Origin of the sequence: Aeromonas sp. s12 (assembly GCF_040907925.1) — a bacterium.
Classification (GTDB): Bacteria; Pseudomonadota; Gammaproteobacteria; order Enterobacterales; family Aeromonadaceae; genus Aeromonas; species Aeromonas veronii.
Genome location: NZ_JBFOCT010000013.1, coordinates 1 through 21,453 on the forward strand (window position 1 = coordinate 1; position 21,453 = coordinate 21,453).

Consider the following 21,453-nt stretch of genomic DNA (forward strand, 5'->3'; position numbering starts at 1 on the left):
TGGTGGAGGGAGAAGGATTCGAACCTTCGAAGGCAGAGCCGTCAGATTTACAGTCTGATCCCTTTGGCCGCTCGGGAACCCCTCCACGGGGTATTTCCTGATTGTCACTACTTTGCACTTGAATGGTGGAGGGAGAAGGATTCGAACCTTCGAAGGCAGAGCCGTCAGATTTACAGTCTGATCCCTTTGGCCGCTCGGGAACCCCTCCCCAAGTGCGAGGCGCATACTATCAGATCCAGAGGCTTTGTGAACCCCTTGATGAGGCATCTGGCAGTAAAAAATGACTGTTCGTCGATTTTTTGATACATACAGCTCAAAATTCAAGCTTATCAGCAAGTTGTGCGCTGCTTTTCTGCACAAAACCGCATCCGTGCAAGTTGGCGATCGCGCTGAAGAGAAGGCAGATAGCAGAAGACCGCCAGTGTCGGCGGTCTTGCCGGGCATCACATCTAGCGCTGGAACGGGTAGACCGAACCCAGTTTCAGGATCTGGGTCAGCTCGTCCAGTGCGCTGCGGGACTCCTGCACCAGTGCCGGATCTCGCAGGTCATCGAGGGTCAGGCGGTCGCGGTAGTGACGATCGACCCAGCCATCGAGGCGGGCAAACTGGCTGTCGTTGATAAGGCAGGCCGGATTGACCGCAGCGAGTTCCTGATCGTTCATGGCAACCCGCAGTCGCAGGCAGGCCGGGCCGCCGCCATTGCGCATGCTCTGTTTCACATCCATATAGTGGACCGCCTTGATCGGAGTCTCCTGCGTCAGCAGCTTGCCAAGATAGGCCGACACCGCCGGATTATCGCGGCACTCGGTGGGGGCGATAATGGCCATCTCGCCACTCGGCAGGGTGAGGATCTGGGTGTTGAACAGGTAGGATTTCACCGCATCCAGCACGGATACCTCGGCGGTTGGCACTTCGATAAAGTGCAAATTCCCCTCGCCAAACTTGCCGCTGATCTCGGTCAGTACCGCTTCGGTGTTGAGGAACGCTTGCTGGTGGAAGAAGAGCACGTTCTGGTTGCCCACCGCGATCACGTCGTTATGGAATACCCCCTGATCGATCACCTCCGGGTTTTGCTGAATAAACACCACGCTCTCCTCGCCAAGGCCATGCAGGCGGGCGATGGCCTGGCTTGCTTCCAGAGTCTGGCGGGCCGGGTAGCGCTTCGGCGCCGGGCGGGAGTAGTCAAAGGCGCTGCGGCCATAGACAAACAGCTCGACCCCCGCCTCACCATAGGCGCGACAGAGGCGGGTATGGTTGGCCGCCCCCTCGTCGCCGAAGTGCTCATTCTCCGGCAGATGGAGGTGGTGGCTGAAGTGGCGATCATTGTTGAACACGGCGCGCAGGATGCGACCAGTGACGTCGGGCTCCAGGGAGCGGTGAAACTTGTTGGTCAGGTTGGCGGGGGTGAAGTGAATGCGGCCATCCTGGGTATCGGCACTGGGAGAGACGGTGGCGGCGTTGGCGGTCCACATGCTGGAGGCCGAATAGCATGCAGCCAGTACGGCAGGAGCCTGCTTGGCGGCCTGCTCCAGCACCCGGGCATCGTTGCCGGTGAAGCCGAGGCGGCGCAGGGTGGCGAGATCGGGACGCTCTTGTGGCGCCAGTACCCCCTGGGTCATGCCAAGCTCGGTCAGCGCCTTCATCTTGCGCAGCCCCTGTTTGGCGGCCTCTTTCGGATTGGAAGCCTCCTGGGCATTGCTCTGGGAGGCAACGTTGCCGTAGGAGAGGCCAGCATAGTTATGAGTCGGGCCGACCAGACCGTCGAAATTGACCTCGAAGTGCTTCATTGAGTACATCCTTTCGATTTTTATGATGGGTAGCGGTTCCTTCCGCGCGCAATGCGTCGGGGTTGGGCCATTATAAAGAGATTTTATGTTTTTGTAACAAGCCGGTAACCAGCAGACGTTTTTATGTCGTTTCAGATATAAAAAGAGGGGCGGTATGGCAGAAAATTGAAAAAGCGGTTGCGTCCAGCCTGTTGCCTTCGCATTAATAAATAAAGAAGCAATAAAAGAAGCCGTGTGGTTCGGGCTGGTCAGGCAAATTTGCTCACAAGATTGCTTTTTAGCGCCAAATCTCTTATACAGCCCCACAAAACCGCACACCAACCCCGTCGGGTGCAATGAGGATAATAGTTACAGCATGGGCAAATCACTGGTCATAGTGGAGTCTCCGGCCAAGGCCAAGACGATCAACAAATATCTGGGCAAGGACTACGTGGTGAAATCCAGCGTGGGTCATGTTCGCGATCTGCCCACCAGCGGCAGCGCCAGCACCGAGCCCAAGAAACCTGTCATTCGCGGCATCAAGTTGAGCGAATCCGAGAAGGCTGCCAAGGATCGCAAGGCCCTGTTTGCCCGGATGGGTATCAATCCGACCGCTGGCTGGCAGGCCAACTACCAGATTTTGCCCGGCAAGGAGAAGGTGGTCAGCGAGTTGCAAAGTCTGGCCGAGAAAGCCGACACCATCTATCTCGCAACCGACTTGGATAGAGAAGGAGAAGCGATCGCCTGGCACCTGCGCGAGATCATCGGTGGCGACGACAGCCGCTACAAGCGCGTGGTGTTCAACGAGATCACCAAGAGCGCCATCAAGGAGGCGTTTGCCCAGCCGTCCGAACTCAATATTGACCGCGTCAATGCCCAGCAGGCCCGTCGTTTCCTCGACCGCGTGGTGGGTTACATGGTCTCCCCGCTGCTGTGGAAAAAGCTGGCCCGCGGTCTCTCCGCCGGTCGGGTGCAGTCTGTCGCGGTGCGTCTCATCGTCGATAAAGAGCGCGAAATCAAGGCGTTCGTTCCGGTCGAGTTCTGGGATCTCAATGCCGACCTGCTGACCGCCGACAAGAGCGATCTGCGGATGGAAGTGGTCAGCCGCAACGGGGCCGACTTCAAGCCGGTGACCCAGGCCGAGACCTTTGCCGCTGTCGCAGCCCTGGAAGGGGTCGACTACAAGGTTGTTAACCGGGAAGACAAGCCGACCGGTTCCAAACCGTCCGCGCCGTTTATCACCTCCACCCTGCAGCAGGCGGCCTCTACCCGTCTGAGCTTCGGGGTCAAGAAGACCATGATGATGGCCCAGCGTCTCTATGAAGCGGGTTACATCACCTATATGCGTACCGACTCCACCAACCTCAGCAAAGAGGCGGTTGAGGCGGTGCGTGAATATATCGGCGAGCAGTATGGCGCGGCCTATCTGCCAGCCGAGCCGAATTTGTATGGCGCCAAGGCCAATGCCCAGGAAGCGCACGAAGCGATCCGTCCCTCCAACGTACAGGTGACTGCCGAGATGCTGGAAGGGATGGAGCCGGATGCCATGCGTCTGTACGATCTCATCTGGCGTCAGTTCGTTGCTTGCCAGATGACCCCGGCTCAATACGACTCCTCCACCCTGACCGTCAAGGCGGGTGAGTTCGAGCTCAAGGCCCGTGGCCGTACCCTGCGCTTCGCCGGTTGGACCAAGGCACTACCGCCGATGGGTCGCAAGGGCGAAGATAGCCAGCTGCCGGCGGTGACCGTTGGCGAGGTGCTGAAACTGGTCAAGCTGGATCCGCGCCAGCACTTCACCAAGCCGCCGGCCCGTTTCACCGAAGCGGCGCTGGTGCGCGAGCTGGAAAAACGCGGCATCGGCCGTCCGTCAACCTACGCCTCCATCATCTCCACCATCGTTGATCGCGGTTATGTGCGGGTCGAAAGCCGCCGTTTCTTCGCCGAGAAGATGGGCGAGATCGTCACCGATCGTTTGGTGGAGAACTTCGTTGAGCTGATGAACTACGAGTTCACCGCCAAGATGGAAGACAAGCTCGATGGCATCGCCGAAGGGAGCCTTGAGTGGAAGAAGGTGCTGGACGCCTTCTACGCCGAGTTTACCCAGGAGCTGGAGAAGGCCGACAAGGCGCCCGAAGAGGGCGGCATGCGTGCCAACCAGATGGTGATGACCGATATCGACTGCCCGGATTGCGGCCGCAAGATGGGTATTCGTACCGCCACCACCGGCGTGTTCCTCGGCTGCTCCGGCTATGCCCTGCCGCCGAAAGAGCGCTGCAAGAAGACCATCAACCTGGTCTCTGCCGACGAATTTGTCTCCGCCACTGACGGCGAAGAGGCAGAAACCGAAGCGCTGCGCGCCAAGCACCGCTGCGGTGTCTGTGGCACTGCGATGGATGCCTACATCATCGATGACAGCCGCAAGCTGCACGTCTGTGGTCGCAACCCGGATTGCGATGGCTACGAAATCGAGAAGGGCCAGTTCAAGCTCAAGGGCTACGAAGGGCCGAGCATCGAGTGCGACCGTTGCGGAGCCGAGATGCAGCTCAAGAACGGCCGTTTCGGCAAGTACATGGGCTGCACCAACGAGACCTGCAAGAACACCCGCAAGATCCTGAAAAACGGCGACATCGCGCCGCCGAAGGAGGATCCGGTGCCGCTGCCGGAGCTCAAGTGCACCCAGTCCGATGCCCACTTTGTGCTGCGTGACGGGGCTGCCGGTCTGTTCCTGGCGGCCAGCAACTTCCCCAAATCCCGCGAGACCCGCGCGCCGCTGGTGGAAGAGCTCAAGCGCTTCAAGGATCGCATCTCCGCCAAGCACAAGTATCTGGCCGGTGCCCCGCTCACCGATCCGGACGGCAACCCCGCTATTGTGCGCTTCAGTCGCAAGACCAAGGAGCAGTACGTGATGAGCGAGGTCAACGGCAAGGCGACCGGTTGGACCGCTCACTACGACAACGGTACCTGGCAAGAGAGTTTGCCAAAGGCTAAAAAAGCGTGATGAAAAGAGGCCCCGACAAGGGGCCTCTTTGCTTATGGATAGCGGTATACTGAGACAGCTGCAAGGAGTGCAGCTGTCGTCAATCGCGAAGTAGACAAGGAGGTTGAGATGGAGATTAACGAGATCCGGCCGGGTATGAGCTGCATGACCCGGGAAGGGGCGGCCTATGTGCTGGAGGTGGACCGGCAGAGCCTGCTGGTGCTGCTGCAGCGTGCGGATGAGACCATACCGGTGCAGGTGCGCAGCGACGAGATCCTGGCGCCGCTGGAGTGATCCGGCTGTGACCCCCTCAAAACGGCAGTAGAAAAAGCAGCTCGGCCAGATCGGGCTGCCATTGCCACTCCTTCATTCTGACCCTCCCCCCGATCACCACGACCCCCTCCTGCTGCAGGCGTCCCGTCTGTTCGGCAAAGCCTGGCGACCCTTTCGGTAACGAGATGGTGCCCGCTGCGCCCAGCACCCGATGCCAGGGCAGTACCTTGTCGGTTTCCCGCAGCACCTTGCCCACCAGTCTTGCCCGTCCGGGCAACCCGGCCAGATCGGCCACCTGACCGTAACTGACCACCCGGCCTGCCGGGATCAGGGCGATGATCGCTTCGATACGGGCCGTTTTGTTCAATGGGGATGGTCTTGGTTCAATGCTCATAAACCCGATTCGTCAAAAACAACAGAAGCGCCATTGTGGCGCTTCTGTCATGGGGCTGGCAATGATTCAGCCGAAGGTCTGGCTAAGCCCCTTCAGTTGCTTGGCCCGTTCCAGCAGAGCCTGACTGGAGTGATCGACATCCAGCATCTTCTGACTGTTGGCGTGGGAGTATGCGGATATCTGGTGGATGCTGCGGCTGATCTCCTCCACGACCGCTTGTTGCTGCTCAGCAGCGGTGGCGATCTGGGTGGAGTGTTCGGTGACCAGCTCTATCTCTGCCAGCACGGTATGGAGACTGCTGGCGCCCTGGCGGGTCATCTCGGCACATGCGCGGGTCTGTTGCAGGTTCTCCTGCATCATCCCCTTCCAGCGTCCCAGCGTGTGCTGGATCTGCTTGATGCTGCCCTGGATCTGCTCGGTCGCCTTGTGGGTGCGGGTCGATAGAGTTCGCACCTCGTCGGCCACCACTGCAAAACCACGGCCCTGCTCCCCGGCGCGAGCCGCTTCGATGGCAGCGTTGAGGGCCAGCAGGTTAGTCTGCTCGGCGATGCCCTGGATCTCGCCCATCACACTGCCAATCCGTTCGGATTCGCTGGCGAGCTCTACTGCCGAGTTGAACGCCAGCTCTGCCTGTTTGGCGAGCTGTTCGATCTGTTGTTCGGTCTGGTTCAACTGCTGGTTGGTTTGTTCACAACGATTGCGAGCTTCGTTGACCTGACCGTTGGAGTCCTGAATGTTGCGGGCGATCTCGTGGGCCGTGCTAGCCATCTGAGTCATAGCCGTAGCCATCTGCTGGGTCTGGGCATCTTGCTCGTTGATATCGAGACAGGCCTGATGAGAGGCCTGCTTCAGATTGATGGCCAGGGTTTGCAGAGGTGCCGTGGCATCGTTGATCCGCCCCAAAACGGTTCGGATGCGGGCCTGCAGCATCTTGATATGAAAATCGGCAATGGCGCCGGGGTTGTCACCGGAGTAGACCAGCCGGGTCAGACTGTCATATTCACGGCCCAGTTGCTGCAGATAGTGGGGCAGGGCAAAGAGCTCGCGCCAGTAGGCTCCGCCAATAAGCAACAGGGGCAGCAGCATCAGCAGGACGGTCATGGCCCCTTGACTGGCGAAGGTCCAGCCCATCAGGCCGAGCAGCAGCAGGGTAATGGCCGGGGTGCGTACTTTGGCAAGAGAGGGGAGATTGCTGCTGTTGCCGCGCTCGGCCTTGAGCAGAGCTTGGTAGGTCTGAGCGGCGATGCGCTTGAATTGGGGCTCGGGCTTGCAGCGTACCGACTGGTAGCCGCTGATCCTGTTGCCTTCGTAGATGGGGGTGACGTAGGCATCTACCCAGTAGTAACGGCCATCCTTGCAGCGGTTTTTTACCATACCGCGCCAGGGTTTGCCCTCCTTGAGGCGGGCCCAGAGATCGGCGAAGGCGGCCTTGGGCATGTCGGGGTGGCGTACCAGATTGTGGTTGTGTCCCACCAGTTCATCGACCGGGTAGCCTGCGATGTCGCAGAAGGCCGGGTTGGCGTAGGTGATCACCCCGCGCAGGTCAGTGGTGGAGACCAGTTGTACGTCGGCAGGAAACTCCACTTCGCTATCCAGGGTATGGACATCTCTGCGGGCCATAGGAATACGCTCCGATGTTCTTGTTGATAATGTTGTCGTTGTTATTGTGGCAGATCTGGAGGTGGCCGCAGGCTCGCGCCAGCAGGATGCAGACCAGCTTCATTAGGGGCTGGATTTTGCCAATAATGGCGGATGAATGGTAGGGGGAAGTTGATGTTTTGTTGGCTAATCGTAAAAAAGGCGGCCAATTGGCCGCCAAAGTAGAGACAACATTACCTCTGTGGCATCCGGTAGCGCACCTGCAACTGATCGAGGATCTGCAGCTGACCCGGCAGGCGGGCGGCGAAGTGATCCCAGCCCTTGTGGGCGGGATCGCTCCAGGCCACCTCGGCCGTGGCCAGCATACGCGGGAACAACATGTAGTCGAGACGATCACGGCTGGTGATCAATTCTGACCACAAGGGGCTCAGCACCCCGAGGATGTTATCGTTGGCATGGAAATCGGCTGGGGCAGGATCGCAAGCATAAACCTGCTCCAGATTGAGGGTCCCCGCCCAGTAGAGGCCGGGTTCATGAATATCGGCGCTCCAGGCGAGATCCAGATAGAGGAACTGGGCGGGCGCCATCACCACAGGATAACCCGCGGCGGCAGCATCCAGCCCCGCCTGAAAGCTGGTCCAGGCACAGATGGCCGCTTTGCGGCTCACCTTGTCGCCGTGCAGGATCTCCTCCCAGCCGATCATTTGTTTGCCTCTGGCGGCCAGATAGCGCTGGCAATGGCGCAGCAGATGGCCCTGCAGTTCACGGCAGTCGGCGTAGCCCTGTTCGGTCATCAGCTGCTGGCAAGCGGGACTGTCGGTCCAGACCCCGGTCGGCACCTCGTCACCCCCCATGTGGATCTGCGGGCCGGGGAAGAGCTCGCATACCTCGTCCAGCACCGCCTCCAGAAAGCGGTAGGTGCCGGGCAGGGCGGGGTTGAGCACGTTGTCATCGAAATGCTGAACCGAGCGGTAGCGGGAGTGATCCGCCGTTTCGATCAGCAACTCGGGCAGCGCCTTGATGGCGGCGTGGCAGTGGCCCGGAATGTCGATCTCGGGAATGACGGTGATGCCGAGCTCACTGGCATAGCTCACCAGCTCCTTCACCTCGCTCTGGGTGTAGTAGCCGCCATAGGGTTCGGCACCGCCGCTGAGCTGGGGGTCGATCGCCAGATTATGGCCGCGCCAGGCACCCACGTCGGTCAATGCCGGGAAGGCCTTGATCTCGAGTCGCCACCCCTCGTCATCGGTCAGGTGCCAGTGGAAGCGGTTGAACTTGTAGAGGCTCATCAGCTTGAGCAGGCGCTTGATGGTGGCCGGTGTGTGGAAGTGGCGGGCGCAATCGAGAAAAATGCCGCGAAAGCCAAAGCGCGGGGCATCCTCCAGCGTGACGCAGGGCAGGCTCTCGCCATGTTGCAGATACCACTGGGCCAAAGTCACCAGCCCGTGGCGCCAACCCGTTTCGTCGGCGGCGGCAATTACCACCTCCTGCGGCGTGATGGTGAGTTGGTAGGCTTCGGGGGCCAGTTTGGCCTCGGTCAGCCGGATTTCAGCGTCGTGATCCTGCTCCAGCGCCAGCGACGTCAGCTCGTTGAAGTACGCCAGCAGCCTCGGCACATCGCGGGGAGCGCTGACATGAGCCCGCTCGGCCAGCCGGAAGTTCCCCTCCAGCATTACCAGATGAGCCGGTTGTGGCACTATGCCGGGCAGGGGCTCGACATCCGGCAGATCTGGGCGGGTTACCGGCGGGTTTTCCAGTCCGAGATCCTGAGCTGCCAGCGTCACCGGCAGCAGCTGGGCACCCGTAGTCGCCTCCGGCAAGCTGAGGAAAAAGCCTTGCGGCATGTCGGAGAGCTTCTTGATGGGGGTCTGGCGGCAGCAAAAGCGCAGCTCGCAGCTGCCAGCGTTCGGGACAATCACCTTGTAGCTGCCGCTCTGGCGCTCCAGCTCGCCCCCTTGCAAGGAGTCGGGGTCGATATGGCGAGCCAGACAGAAGTGCAGCTTCCACTTGGTATCCGGCATGCGTGAGAGGGTGAAGGTGAACCAGACATCCTCGCCGTCACGTCGGGCGACCTGGGTGTGGATCAGGGGTGTAGACATGGAAAATCCTCTGATTGGGCAAACAGGATGGCACCATCGAGCGCATCTGCCTGGGGGGGGATCAGGTTGAGCTGGCCGAGACGGGGAGCGAGGCGGGTGCCAATCCCCCCAAGCAGGGCGATCTGTCTGGCACCGAGCTGGGTCATCCCCTCCAACAGGATCCGCAGTTGTTCGCAGGTTTCGTCCAATAGCTGATTGGCGAGCTCGTCGCCATCGCTGGCTGCATCGAACACCCAGGGGGCAAAGTGGCCATAGTCCGCCGGAATGGCGCGGGTGGCCCAACGTACCACTTCGGCCTGATCCCGCTTGAAGCGGTCCATCAGGCGGATGGCGAGGGTGCTGGGGGGAAGAATGCCGTCGTGGCAGAGCAGGGATTGCTGGATGGCGCGCAGCCCCAGCCAGGCGCCGCTACCTATGTCTGAAATGGGGAAGCCGCGGCCGGAGCAGGTGCGGATCTGCCCCTCCTGATAGACCAGCCCCACCGAGCCGGTACCGGCGATCAGAATGGCCCCCTCACGGCCGCCAAAGGCGCCGAGGCAGGCACCGAAGGCATCGGAGGTGAGCCTGACGCTGGCGAAGGGGAAGGGCATCTCGAGCAGGGCGTGATAGCAGTCGGCCAGCTCGGCGGAGGCGAGCGCCAGCCCGACCCCCATCTGCTGTTCACTCTCGATAGCGATCCCGGCGGCAAGGCGGGCGCTGGCGATGGCGGCCAGCACATTGGCGTGGGCATGGGGGATGCCCAGCTCCAGATTGGAGCCGGCCGCGCGCCCCTCTCCGAGCAGCTTGCCCGCCCGATCCCGAATGCGGGCGCGGGTGTGGGTGCCCCCGCCATCGACGCCGACCCAGAACTCAATCATGGCGACCTCCATTTTCCTGCACATTCAGCCAGGTGATGGCCAGGGCAAACCAGGCGGCGTGGGGGATCCACTGCTCGCCCCAGCGCCAGTTCTGATCCAGCCGATCCTTGTACTCCTCTGGAATAAAGGCCACCTCATTTTCGTCATCGAATCCGGCGGTGATGCCGTTGCAGATCCCCCCCTGCGCATTGGGATACCCTGCGGTATAGGCGGGGTTGTTGATGCCGTGGCCCGCCAGCATGCAGGCGTTGAAGGGGTTTTGCCCGAGGATCCAGTCGAGTTGGCGCTGACCGTAAGTGATGAGCGGCTGGCTCTGGCGGGGGAAGTGACGGGCGCCAGCAAAGGCCATGGCCGCCAGCGAGGCCAGGCGGGCATTCTCCCCCTGCCACCAGTAACCGGATTCGTTGTGGTGGGGCATAAAGAAGCTGATACGTGGCGCTTCGCCAACCCCTTTCACATACTGGCGAGCAAGGGAGAAGGGGTTGCCCGCGCGGGCACAGAGCGCCAGCTCGGCGGCCAGTGCCTGCTCGATCACGCTCTGCACCGCGGCCTTGCGCTCCCGATCCGGCTCTACCCCCAAATATTCAAGCAGCGCCAGCACCGGCAAGCCCGCTTCGGCGGCGTGGTAGTAGGGGCGCGAGCCATCCTCGTTGGCGGACCAGTAGTGGCCAAGATCCGGGTGGCTGTGCTGACGGGCGCACAGCTTGCCGGCCCGATCCCGCACCTCGCCGAGCCACTCGGGCCCCAGCGTTTTGGTCAGCTCGACCGCCGCCAGCAGGGCGCAGTAGTCGTCGATGATGTTCTCGCAGCCATCGTCCAGATAGGCGTGGTTGTGCTCGCGCAGGTGCAGGTAGCCGCGCCGCGCCGCCTCGGCATAGCCGCTTGCATCGATATCGCCGCTGATGCTCTCGCGCGCGGCCCGGGCCAGGGCGGCAATGGTCATGCCCCCGCCCTGACGAAAGCCGGCCTGCCAGTTGGCGGACTTGAGCCCCTGTTGGGTGGCATAGGCGCACAGCTCGCGCTGGGCGGGATCCTTGCTCCACTTGTCGAACAGGGTCATGTAGAAGAAGCCCGACTCATCCTGCATCCGGCAGAGGAAATCGGCGCCGTGCAGCGCCTCGTCATTGAGCCGCTTGCAGAGGTTCACCCCGTCGATATCGCGGCGCGGGGCCAGCAGTTCCCGGCACTTGAGCAGGGCCCACACCACCATGGGGGTCTGCTGGGGGTTGAGGTAGTTGGCGTAGGAGAGGTGGCTCAGGTACTTGCTCATGTCGCCGCTGGCATCGAACCAACCGCCGTGCACATCTTTGTGCTGGTCGGTGCCAAACAGGCGGGCGCTGCGGTCGGCCCGATCGAAGGTGCCGCTGGCGCGCTGCCCCTTGAAGTAGTGAATAACGTCCGAGAGGCAGCGGCTGGCCAGCAGATCCTGGCCGATGGCAAAGCGGGTGGAGCGGACTATGCCTTGGGCAGTGATCGCCTCCAGCCGATAGTGGCCGGGCTCCTTGAATGCAGAGAAGTCGGCGCGCCAGTAAGCACGCCCCTGCCAGCCGGGGACGCTGCCAGCCGGTTGCAGCGGAGTTTCAAACAGGATCTGGCCATCATCAAGGCGTTGCAGCCTGACATAGCCGCCGAGATCAGGGGCGGGGGAGGTTTGCAACAGGGCGACCTTGTGTCCGTCGCACTCGTAGCCCACCTGATTGATCAAGAGTTCCATCAAGGTATTACTCCTGTGGTTCACCGCCGGGCGGTGAGGCACATCACGGGGCTGTGGCCGCCCCGTATCGAGGCATGGCCGGACAGGGTTGTCCGGCCGGTCTAAGGCTCACCCTCACTCGTAGAGGTAGCAACGCACGAAGTGGTTGTCGGCAAGCTTGGTTATGGGGGGCAGCGCCTCCTTGCAGCGGGGCATCGCCTGATTGCAGCGCCCGGCAAAGGGGCAACCGCAGGATTCCGGCGTCCAGAGCGGGATCTCCCCCTTGCGGCCACCCTCCAGCTCGGCGTGGATGCTCTTCTCCGGGTCGGGCACCGCCGAGATGAGCAGCTGGGTGTAGGGGTGCTGCGGGTGGTGCAGGATCTCGTCCACTTCGCCCCACTCCACCATGTGCCCCACATACATCACCGCCAGATCTTCCGCTACATAGCGGGCGGTGGCGATGTCGTGGGTGATGTAGAGCATGGAGACGCCGAGCTCGTTCTTCATCTGCTCCATCAGGTTGAGGATGCCGATGCGAATGGAGACGTCGAGCATGGAAGTCGGCTCGTCCGCCAGCACCACTTCCGCCTCCACCGCCAGATTGCGGGCGATGTTGACCCGCTGACGCTGGCCGCCGGAGAGCTGGTGCGGATACTTGGCCGCCGTTGCTTTGGCGGGGGTCAGGCCGACCTTTTCCAGCAGGGCGTAGACCATGTCGGGCAGCTCTTTCTTGTCGATCACCTTGCTGTGCAGCAGCAGGGGACGGGCGATGTGGTGATAGATGGTGTGGGTCGGGTTGAGCGAACCGAACGGATCTTGCCACACCATCTGCACGCTCTGGCGATAGTCCAGCAGGGCGGTGCCCTTGTTGAACTCCTCCAGATCGTGGCCGCGATAGAGAATGCGCCCGGCACTGAGCTTGTACATCTTGGCGATGATCTTGGCGATGGTGCTCTTGCCGGAGCCCGACTCACCGACCACCGCCAGGGCGCGGCCCCGGTGCAGGTTGAAGGTGATGTCGGAGAGTGCCCGCATCTTGCCACTCTTGATGGCATTGGAGTTGATGGGGAAGTCCTTGTAGAGGTGCTGGACTTCGATGATGGGTGCATCGGTTTTGGCGATTTGCATGACAGACATCCTTAACAGCCAGCGGCCTTGTCCAGATAGATCACGGAATCTTGTTGCAGTCCCTGCTCCTCATAGAGGTGGCAGGCGGTCTGTTGCCCGGGGCGGATCTCGGCCAATCTGGTGTACTCCTGACGGCAGCGATCGTGCACCTTGCCGCAGCGGGCCTGAAAGCGGCAGCCGACCGGCACCTCCAGCAGGTTGAGCGGGGTGCCCGGGATCCCTTCCAGCACCTTCTTCGGCCCGTGCAGGGGCGGGAAGGAGTTGCCGAGCCCTCTGGTATAGGGGTGCAGCGGTGCGGTCAGGATCGCCTTGGAAGGGGCGACCTCCACCAGTTCACCGGCATACATGATGCCGATGCGATCGCAGAACTCCACCATCAGGGAGAGGTCGTGGGTGATGAACAGAATGGAGAAGTTGAACTTCTCTTTCAGGGCATAGACCTTCTGCAGGATCTCCCGTTGTACCACCACATCGAGCGCCGTGGTCGGCTCATCCATGATGAGCAGCTCGGGGTTGAGCGCCATGGCGATGGCAATCACCAGCCGCTGGCGCATGCCGCCGGAGAACTGGTGCGGGTAGTCCTTGAGCCGGCTCGGGTGGATATCGACGATGGTGAGCAGCTCCTGGGCGCGCTTGATCGCCTCGTAACGGGTCATGCCGGGATTGTGTGCCAGCAGCACGTCGCAGAACTGCTCCTCCATCCGCAGTACAGGGTTCAGGGCGTTCATGGCGGACTGGAACACCACCGACACCTGTTGCCAGCGATAGGAGCGCAGCCGCTCGTCGTTGTAATGGAGGATGTTCTCCCCCTTGAACAGGATCTCGCCACCGCTGATGTAGGCGGGCGGCTTGTGCAGCCGGGCCACCGAGAAGGCGACGGTGGATTTGCCGCAGCCCGACTCACCGGCGAGACCGAAGATCTCGCCCTGTCTGATGTCGAAGCTCACCGAGTTGACGGCGCGCACGTCGCCATTTTCGGTGATGTAGTCAACGCAAAGATTGCGTACTGACAGCAGGGGATGCTTGTTCATGCTGTCTTCTCCTGTGCTGTGGCAACCGGAGTGGTGACCGGCGCCGCGAGTTTCTTCCAGCGGCTCAGCCCTTTGTGGGAGCGCAGCTGCGGGTTGGCAATCTCGTCGATGGCGAAGTTGAGCAGAGCCAGACCGGCACCCAGTGTGGCGATGGCGAAGCAGGGGGCCAGGATCTCCCACCAGGCGCCGACCAGAATGGCGCTGGAGGTCTGGGCGTTGTAGAGCATGATTCCCCAGCTCACCACGGTCGGGTCGCCAAGCCCCAGAAACTCCAGGGTAGCTTCGGTGACGATGGCGTAGATGATGGAACCAATGAAGCTCACCCCGATGATGGAGATGAGGTTGGGCAGGATCTCCACCAGAATGATGCGCCAGGCCGGCTCGCCCAGCACTTCGGCGGCGATGACGAACTCCTTCTCGCGCAGGGCCAGGGTCTGGGCCCGGATGACCCGCGCGCCATAGGCCCACGAGGTCAACCCTATTATCACGGCAATCACCGCCGGTGACGCCTCCCCGATAAAGCTCGCCAGCACCAGTAGCAAGGGGAGGTTGGGGATCACCAGCACCACGTTCATCAGGAAGGTGAGGCATTCATCCACCAGACCGCCGAAGTAACCTGCGGTGATGCCGATGGCGACGGCCAGGGTGCAGACCAGCAGGCCAGCGCTGAAGCCCACCATCAGTGAGATACGGGCGCCGTTGGTGAACTGGGCCCAGATATCGTGGCCCATGCGGGTTGAACCCATCACGAACTCGGCACTGGGCGGCTGGTGCGGGCGAGCCACCCGTTTGGTCGGCTCGTTGCTGGCCAGAATGGGGGCAAAGAGGGCCATCAGTACGAAGGCAACCACGATGGCGAGGCCACAGGCAGCCTTCTTGTTGCCCAGCAGGATTTTGAGAATGGTCGGCATACGCATCTTATTTGCCTCCTGTACGCAGACGGGGATCCAGGAAGACGTAGAGCACGTCGGCCAAGAAGTTGAAGCTGAGCATGGTGATGGTCATGATGAGCAGCTGCCCCTGAATGAGCGGGTAGTCGCGGGCCAGAATGCCCTGATAGAGGGTCAGGCCCAGGCCGGGATAGTTGAAGATAACCTCGGTGATGAGAGATCCACCGATGACGAAGCCGAGCGCCATCGATAGGGCGGTGACGCTGGGCAGAATGGCGTTGCGGGCGCCGTAGTTGAAGATCACCCGGTTGCTGGAGAGCCCCTTGGCCTTGGCCATGGTGATGTAATCCTCGCCCAGCAGGTTGATCATGTTGTTGCGCATGGTGATGAGAAAGCCCCCCACCTGCACCACGGCCAGGGTCAGCACCGGCATGATGGCGTGGGTCATGATGCTCTTGATGTGCTCCCAGCCCCAGTCAGCCTTGATCTCCGGGCTGTAGGCGTAGCCGATGGGCAGCCATTCGAGGCTGACCCCGAACAGGAACAGGGCGAGCAGGGAGACCACCACCGGCGGAATGGCCTGCATCACCAGGGTGAGCGGGGAGAGAATGCTGTCCATCCGGCCGCCGCGATACCAGGCGGCGAAGATGCCGACGATGGAACCGATGGAGAAGCTCAGGATGGTGGAGGTGCCGACCAGAAACAGGGTCCAGCCGATGGCACGGCCCAGCACGTCAGAGACCTGCTGCGGGTAGAAGCGCACCGAGGTGCCGAGATCCCAGGTGAAGACACTCTTCACATAGGTGAGAAACTGGGTGCCGATGGGGCCGTCGACAAAGCCGAAGGTGGCTTTGAGGGCTTCCAGGGCGGCGGGTTCCATCATGGCGCCAGCGCGGGCAAACATCACGGAGACAGGATCCCCTGGCATGGCACGGGGTAACAGGAAGTTGATGGTGGCGGCTACCAGAAAGGCAACCAGATAGAAGGAAAAGCGTCTCAGTATGAATCCCATGATAGTACCTTTTACTGCAAGTCTGCCCCGCGTCGGGTATAGCTACCCCAACCCCGGCGGTGCCGGGCAAGAAGGGGATTAACGGGGAAGATGGCCCCCCGCAGGGGGCCGGGATTGTTTAGCTGTTTGGCTTGAGGGACAACACGTGCAGCAGACGCTCAGGGGTGTCCGGGTGGAGCTGAGGTTTGGCTACCGGGTTATCAGCACTGAACCAGCCGTTGAAGCGCTTGGTGCTGTACTCATACCAGGTCGGGTTGTTGAAGACCGGAATGATGGTCTGGTTGGCACCAACACGATCCTGGATGGCGAACATGATCTCCTTCTGCTTGGCCGCATCGGCGGTCTGGGTGAAGTCATCGATCAGCTTGTCGAGCTCGGGGTCCTTGTAACGGGGTGCGGCGAAGCGGTTGCCACGGTCACCCATGTTGCGGGAGTGGAACGCGGTCTCGAAGTACTTGTGCGGGTTGGCACCGGCAAAGTAACCCTGCAGCGCGACATCGAAGTCACCGGTGATCAGGTTCTCGGTCCAGACGGTTGCTTCCGGGGTGGCGGTCTTGGCGTTCAGGCCCAGCGCCTGCAGCCCTTCTACACCAATCTGAACAGTGTTGACCCAGTCGGTCCAGCCGTTCGGTACCAGTACCTTGAACTCGATCTTTTTGCAGCTCGGGGTGTCGAGGAACTTGTCGCCGTCACAATCCTTGTAGCCTGCCTCTTTCAGCAGGGCCTTGGCACCTTCCAGATCGAACTTGTTGTACTTACCGTACTTCTTGTCCACTTCCGGGTTGTTCCAGGAGTCAAAGGCTTTGCCCAGACCTGACGGGTACTCGTTGACGGTGGGGTAGCCGTAGCCCGCGATATCCACCATGGACTGGCGGTCCATCGCCATGGAGAAGGCGCGACGGAAGTTGATATCGTTGAAGGCTTCGTTATTGCCCGGGTTCTTGGTCTGGAAGTTGACGTTGAACGCCACGGTACCGGAGGCCGGGAACCAGTATTTGTTGTTCTTCGGATCGTTGCCAACGTAGAGGCGCTCGATATCCGGTACGAAGGAGCCGAACCAGTCGATGTCACCCTTCATGACAGCCGCCAGCACCTGGTCGTTGGTGGCCATCTGCGGCATGCGGATACAGTCGATGGCGAGGTTGGCGTTATCCCAATAGTGCGGGTTGCGGCACTGGGTGTAGAGCTGGGCGGAGAAGTTGTCCACTTCGGTGAAGGGGCCAGTACCAACCGGCTTGTCGTTGGTGAAGGCAACCGGATCTTTCACCGATTTCCACTGATGCTCCGGCACTATGGGTACCAGCACCAGATCGTTCACCACGTTGGTGTTGACCTCGGTCAGGTCGAATTTGACCTTGTTGGGGGCCAGCTTCTCGACGCTCTTGATCTGGGTCCAGATTGAGCGCTCATCCAGCGCCTTGTTGGCCTTGACCAGATTGAAGGAGAAGATGATGTCATCGGCATCAAAGGCTTCGCCGTCAGACCACTTCACGCCGTCACGCAGATCGAAGGTGACGGATTTCAGGTCATCGCTGAACGCATAGTTGGTGGCCAGACGATAGACGGGTTTGCCCCCTTGCATATCGTTGAAGATCACCAGCGGCTCATAGATGAAGTGACGGGTGGTGTGCAGCAAGCCCGCTTGCAGGAAGGGGTTGAAGTTCTTGACCCAGGCGGTTTCCTGCTGTGCGACCATGGTCAGCACGGTTTTGTTTTCTGCGGCCATGGCGTTACCGGCGGCACCGGCAAGCATCATGGTTCCCAGCATTACAGCGGTAGAGATTTTGGATACTTTGGCAAGCATATGTTTTCCTTTCTTATTTTTTGGCATTCCCGAGGGTTCGCCTTGTTTTGTGTGAGCACCGGTTTCGCATGCTGATGAAATCGGCCCTCTGTGTTGGTCAGGTGTCTAACCTTTGTCGTTCTGTTTTCCAACGCCCTAAGCAAACCAGAATTAACAGGAAAACAACAACTATTGATTTCGTTGTTTTCGTAAAAATTGACGGTGTTACGTCAATCTCGTCAAAATGCTTTTTTATCTGTTTAGAATCATTGGTTTGCGTTATTTGCTCTCGCGTAGAAAGTGGCTGTGAAAATGGCGTATATGACAAATTTGTGAATTGGATCTGCTCTCGGTTTCGGGGTCGGGCGGGGCTTTGTTTTGCATAAAAAAAAACCAGATTGCCAATTGTGATCCGGCGCCCGTTTAGGGCGCCGTGTCACGGCTTGCGGTTGGCGAGTTGACGCAGGGTCTGGGCGCTGTGCTGCAACTGCTGGCGCTGGTGGTCATTGAGCGGGCAGTGGCCCAGCACATACTCGGTGGTGGCCACGACCGTCTTCCAGCGTGGCGACTTGGGCAGGGTGTCCAGACTCAGGTATTTGTCGAGGGTGCGGGTCTGCGGGCTGGATCTGTCCATATAGACCCGCCACAGCTTGCTCTTCTCTGCCAGCACGATTTTGCCCTTGCCGGTCCCCTGCTGCCAGGCATCCAGGGTGAGCTGCATGGTCTCTACCAGCGCCCGGCGCAGCGGCTCGTCATCCTGCTGGCGAATGAGGTCGTCGGCCAGCGAACGGAACTCGCCACCCAGGCGGCTCAGCTCGCCCAGCAGCTGTTCATCTTCGATGATGGCTTGCCGCGAGAGGTTCTTGAGGGCGTTCTCCAGCGCCATTACCCGGTTCTCATCCTGACGCAGCTCGGTACTCAGAGTGAGGGCGAAAGCGGCCTGTCCTCCGAGCGCGATGGGCAGGGCACGGGCGTTGAGCACGTCCTTCTGCCCGGCCACCAGAAACTCCAGATTGTGTTCCCGCTCGCTGGCAAGGTCGGGCCACTGCTGTTGCAGTGGGGTGGCGAGCCACTCATTGAGGGGCTGCCCCTCCATGGCTTCCGGCTCCTGTCCCAGCAGGCGCGCCAGCACCCGGGAGGCAAACAGCACTGTGCCCTGCTCGTCGATAAAGATCATGGGGTCGGCCCCTTCACCGAGCAGGGCCAGCAGCCGCTGCTGATCCTGATGCAGCCGATCCTGCAGGGTGAGGCGATGTTCGATCTCCTGCTTCAAGAGCCGGTTTTCCACCAGTGAGGCGCGTCCGGCCTTGGCCTCGAGCAGTGCCTTGACCCGGGCAAAGAGCTCCTCCTTGCAGAAGGGTTTGACCAGATAGTCGTTGGCACCGGCCCCGAAGCCCTCCTCGATATCCTTGGGTTGGTTAAGGGCGGTGAGCAGCAGCACCGGCAGCATATCTTTCGGGTGCTGCTGGCGCAGGCGGCGGCAGACGTCAAAACCGGAGAGGGTGGGCATCATCACATCGAGCAGAATGAGGTCCACCGGCTCTTCGGCCAGCTTGGCCAGCGCATCGTGGCCATCGCTGCTGGGCAGAATGCGGTAGCCGCAGGGCTGCAGCAGATGGCGCAGGATGTGCAGGTTGATGGGCTCGTCATCCACCACCAGAATGAGCGGCGCATCCTCGGGGGGAGGGGGCAGATCGTCGCTCTCCCAGTCCGGCAGGATCAGAGGTTGCTGGCGCACCAGCTGATGCTCGATCTGGCGGCTGTCGAGAGTCAGATTGGCCGCTTTGCCGGTGGCAAGGGGCAGGGTAAAGGCGAAGGTAGAGCCAACGCTCGGCTCGCTCTCGACAAACAGCTCGCCCCCCATCAGGTGCACCAGCTGACGGGTGATGGAGAGACCAAGGCCGGCCCCCTGCTTGCTTACCTCCGGGCTCATCTGTACCAGCGGCTCGAAGATATGTTCGAGATGATCGGGGGCGATGCCGATGCCGGTATCCGTGACCTTGATGCGCAGGAAGTTGTTCTCGACGATGGCACTGAGCACCACCTTGCCCTGCGGCGTGTACTTGATGGCGTTACCCACCAGGTTGTAGAGCACCTGTTCGAGCCGCTGTTCGTCGGCCAGCACCGGCGGCAGTTCGGCCGGGCTGATATCCACCAGGGTGAGGGGTTTGGCCTGCACCAGATGCAGGCAGAGATCCAGCACCAGCCGGATAACCCCTTTTGATGAGACGGGCTGGGAGTGGATCTCCAGCTGGCCATAGCGCATCTGATGGTAGTCGAGCAGATCGTCCACCAGACGGGCCAGGCCGTCTGCGCTTTTGATGATGAGCCCGAGCTGCTTTTGCTGCCCTTCGGTCAAATCCTGCTGACTGGCGAGCATCGACTCGGCCATCCCCTTGATACCGTGAATGGGGGTGCGCAGCTCGTGGGAGGTGTTGGCCAGCAGTTCATCCTTGAGCTTGTCCGCCTGCTGCAGGCTGAGGTTCTGCTTGTGGGTCAGCTTGACCTGCTGTTGCAGCTCCTGGGTCTGCTGTTCGATCAGTTCGATCTTGTCCTTCACCGAGCGCTGCATATGGCGAAACGCCTCGGCCAGCCGGTCGATATCATCGCCGGTGCGCTCGATGGCGATGGGGTGATCCAGCGCGCCGTCGGCCACCTGCTCGGCCGCTTCGGTCAGGGAGCGCAGCGGCGCCGTGATGGAGTGGGAGAGCCAGCGGGAGAAGAGGATCAGCAGCAGTACCGAACCCGCGCCCAGCACAATTACCAGAGTTTCCAGCTGGCGGATCGGGGCATAGGCTTCCCGGGTGGAGATCTCGGCGATAAAGGCCCACTCGGTATCGAACACCTTCACCTGGGTGTAGGCGGCCAGCACCTCGTCATCCTGATAGGAGTGGAACAGCCCGACCCCCTGCTCGCCGGAGAGCGTCTTGGTGATGAGGGGTGTTTGCAGCGGCCGGAAATTGGGGCTAAAGCTGTTCTCGACGCTGAACTCCGGTGCCAGCCAGGCATCGGCGCGCATCCGCTTGTCAGGGCCGATCAGGATGGTCTCGCCGGTCTCGCCCAGCCCCTCCCGCTCCGCCATGATCTGGTTGAGCTTGTCCGGCAACAGCTCGAAAATCACCACCCCGCGCACATAGTCGTACTGCATCACGGGGGCCGCCATGTAGGCGACCACCTGCCCGGTCAGCTCGTTGCGGCCAAAATCGGTGAACTCGAAGATCTGCTGCGGTTTCTGGCCGCCATCGAGGCGGCGTTTGATCTTGGCGAAGGTCTGGCCCAAGCCACTGCCCTGATAAGGTCCGGAGAGCAGATTGGTGGCAAAGTTGGGGTGCTTGGTGACCGAATAGACCACATCACCGTTGAGGTCCACCAGAAAGATGTCGCTGTAGTTGGACTTGCGCACCATGTCGGCATAGCCGCGATGAAAGCGCTGGTGCACCCGGCCATACATCTCGTCGGCGAGGATAAGCGCCGTGATGGAGGGTTCGATCTCCACCTGACTGTCCGGTTTGCGCAGTTGATCCCAGGAGCCGGGCAGATAGCGGGCCTGAGCACGGCTGCGGGCCTCCTGCGGTGTGGTGCCCAACTTCTCGAAGGCGCCGGTAAAGCCATAGAAACGGCCGATACTGTTGCCGGCGAAATCCTGCTGGGAGAAGTTGATGATCTGCTCTTTGAGGTTGTTGAAGTAATCCTCGAGCTGACTCTTCTTGATATTACGAACGGAGACCAGGTGGTTGGAGGTCTGGGTGGTGAGATCCTTGCCGTGGCTGTATAGGAAGAAGAGGGTGATGACCAAAAAGGGCACCATGCCCAACATGAAAAAAGCCAGCATTAACTGCGGCCTGAGCCCACGAAGCGTGAAGATCCATTTCATCTTGTGATTTTCAATTGAGAATCCGGTTATTAAGCCGCTCAAGTCTCGAACGAAAGCGTAATCATTTCAACGACTTT

At 60.8% G+C, this 21,453-nt stretch carries 14 protein-coding genes and 2 tRNA genes; 2 read left to right on the forward strand and 14 right to left on the reverse strand.

The features are described from left to right. The 3 genes from AB5Y67_RS05410 to astB form a co-directional block, all read right to left on the reverse strand. Positions 1–85 (reverse strand) — tRNA-Tyr (locus tag AB5Y67_RS05410). 38 nt (positions 86–123) lie between these two features. Beyond that, positions 124–208 (reverse strand) — tRNA-Tyr (locus AB5Y67_RS05415). Between the two features lie 241 nt (positions 209–449). Next, on the reverse strand, positions 450–1,787 hold the full coding sequence (gene astB / locus AB5Y67_RS05420; RefSeq protein WP_064340881.1) for an N-succinylarginine dihydrolase: 1,338 nt from the start codon (positions 1,785–1,787) through the stop codon (positions 450–452). A gap of 355 nt (positions 1,788–2,142) precedes the next feature. Here astB and topA point away from each other — a divergent pair, with 355 nt between their 5' ends. Continuing rightward, complete coding sequence (gene topA / locus AB5Y67_RS05425; RefSeq protein ID WP_005362158.1) at positions 2,143–4,764, forward strand: type I DNA topoisomerase; 2,622 nt, start codon at positions 2,143–2,145, stop codon at positions 4,762–4,764. Between the two features lie 108 nt (positions 4,765–4,872). Then, entirely contained in the window at positions 4,873–5,037 is a 165-nt protein-coding gene (locus AB5Y67_RS05430; protein ID WP_005334891.1) for a hypothetical protein, read from the forward strand. 16 nt (positions 5,038–5,053) lie between these two features. On the opposite strand, the gene AB5Y67_RS05435 is transcribed toward AB5Y67_RS05430, so the two are convergent. From AB5Y67_RS05435 to AB5Y67_RS05485, 11 genes are all read right to left on the reverse strand, one after another. Next, positions 5,054–5,410 (reverse strand): MGMT family protein, encoded by a 357-nt coding sequence (locus tag AB5Y67_RS05435; protein WP_139460466.1) that lies wholly within the window; start codon positions 5,408–5,410, stop codon positions 5,054–5,056. Positions 5,411–5,476: 66 nt separating this feature from the next. Next, positions 5,477–7,030 (reverse strand): PAS domain-containing methyl-accepting chemotaxis protein, encoded by a 1,554-nt coding sequence (locus AB5Y67_RS05440; RefSeq protein WP_199428291.1) that lies wholly within the window; start codon positions 7,028–7,030, stop codon positions 5,477–5,479. Positions 7,031–7,242: 212 nt separating this feature from the next. Further along, on the reverse strand, positions 7,243–9,108 hold the full coding sequence (locus AB5Y67_RS05445) for a beta-N-acetylhexosaminidase (protein WP_199428290.1): 1,866 nt from the start codon (positions 9,106–9,108) through the stop codon (positions 7,243–7,245). Beyond that, the gene (locus AB5Y67_RS05450) at positions 9,093–9,965 is read right to left on the reverse strand and encodes a BadF/BadG/BcrA/BcrD ATPase family protein (protein WP_236293410.1); all 873 of its coding nucleotides are present in this window, start codon (positions 9,963–9,965) and stop codon (positions 9,093–9,095) included. The genes AB5Y67_RS05445 and AB5Y67_RS05450 overlap by 16 nt, the downstream gene beginning before the upstream one ends. Continuing rightward, positions 9,958–11,679 (reverse strand): glycoside hydrolase family 9 protein, encoded by a 1,722-nt coding sequence (locus tag AB5Y67_RS05455; RefSeq protein ID WP_199428288.1) that lies wholly within the window; start codon positions 11,677–11,679, stop codon positions 9,958–9,960. Before AB5Y67_RS05455 ends, AB5Y67_RS05450 begins: the two co-directional genes overlap by 8 nt. Before the next feature lie 114 nt (positions 11,680–11,793). Then, the gene (locus tag AB5Y67_RS05460) at positions 11,794–12,786 is read right to left on the reverse strand and encodes an ABC transporter ATP-binding protein (protein WP_005353824.1); all 993 of its coding nucleotides are present in this window, start codon (positions 12,784–12,786) and stop codon (positions 11,794–11,796) included. Positions 12,787–12,797: 11 nt separating this feature from the next. Next, on the reverse strand, positions 12,798–13,817 hold the full coding sequence (locus AB5Y67_RS05465; protein WP_005334876.1) for an ABC transporter ATP-binding protein: 1,020 nt from the start codon (positions 13,815–13,817) through the stop codon (positions 12,798–12,800). Further along, complete coding sequence (locus tag AB5Y67_RS05470) at positions 13,814–14,734, reverse strand: ABC transporter permease (RefSeq protein WP_047439984.1); 921 nt, start codon at positions 14,732–14,734, stop codon at positions 13,814–13,816. The genes AB5Y67_RS05465 and AB5Y67_RS05470 overlap by 4 nt, the downstream gene beginning before the upstream one ends. Before the next feature lies 1 nt (position 14,735). Continuing rightward, on the reverse strand, positions 14,736–15,719 hold the full coding sequence (locus tag AB5Y67_RS05475) for an ABC transporter permease (protein ID WP_005353818.1): 984 nt from the start codon (positions 15,717–15,719) through the stop codon (positions 14,736–14,738). 118 nt (positions 15,720–15,837) lie between these two features. Then, positions 15,838–17,523: an ABC transporter substrate-binding protein gene (locus AB5Y67_RS05480; protein WP_005353816.1), complete on the reverse strand. Its 1,686-nt coding sequence runs from the start codon at positions 17,521–17,523 to the stop codon at positions 15,838–15,840. Between the two features lie 415 nt (positions 17,524–17,938). After that, the gene (locus AB5Y67_RS05485) at positions 17,939–21,376 is read right to left on the reverse strand and encodes an ATP-binding protein (protein ID WP_325793598.1); all 3,438 of its coding nucleotides are present in this window, start codon (positions 21,374–21,376) and stop codon (positions 17,939–17,941) included. Between the last annotated feature and the right edge of the window lie 77 nt (positions 21,377–21,453).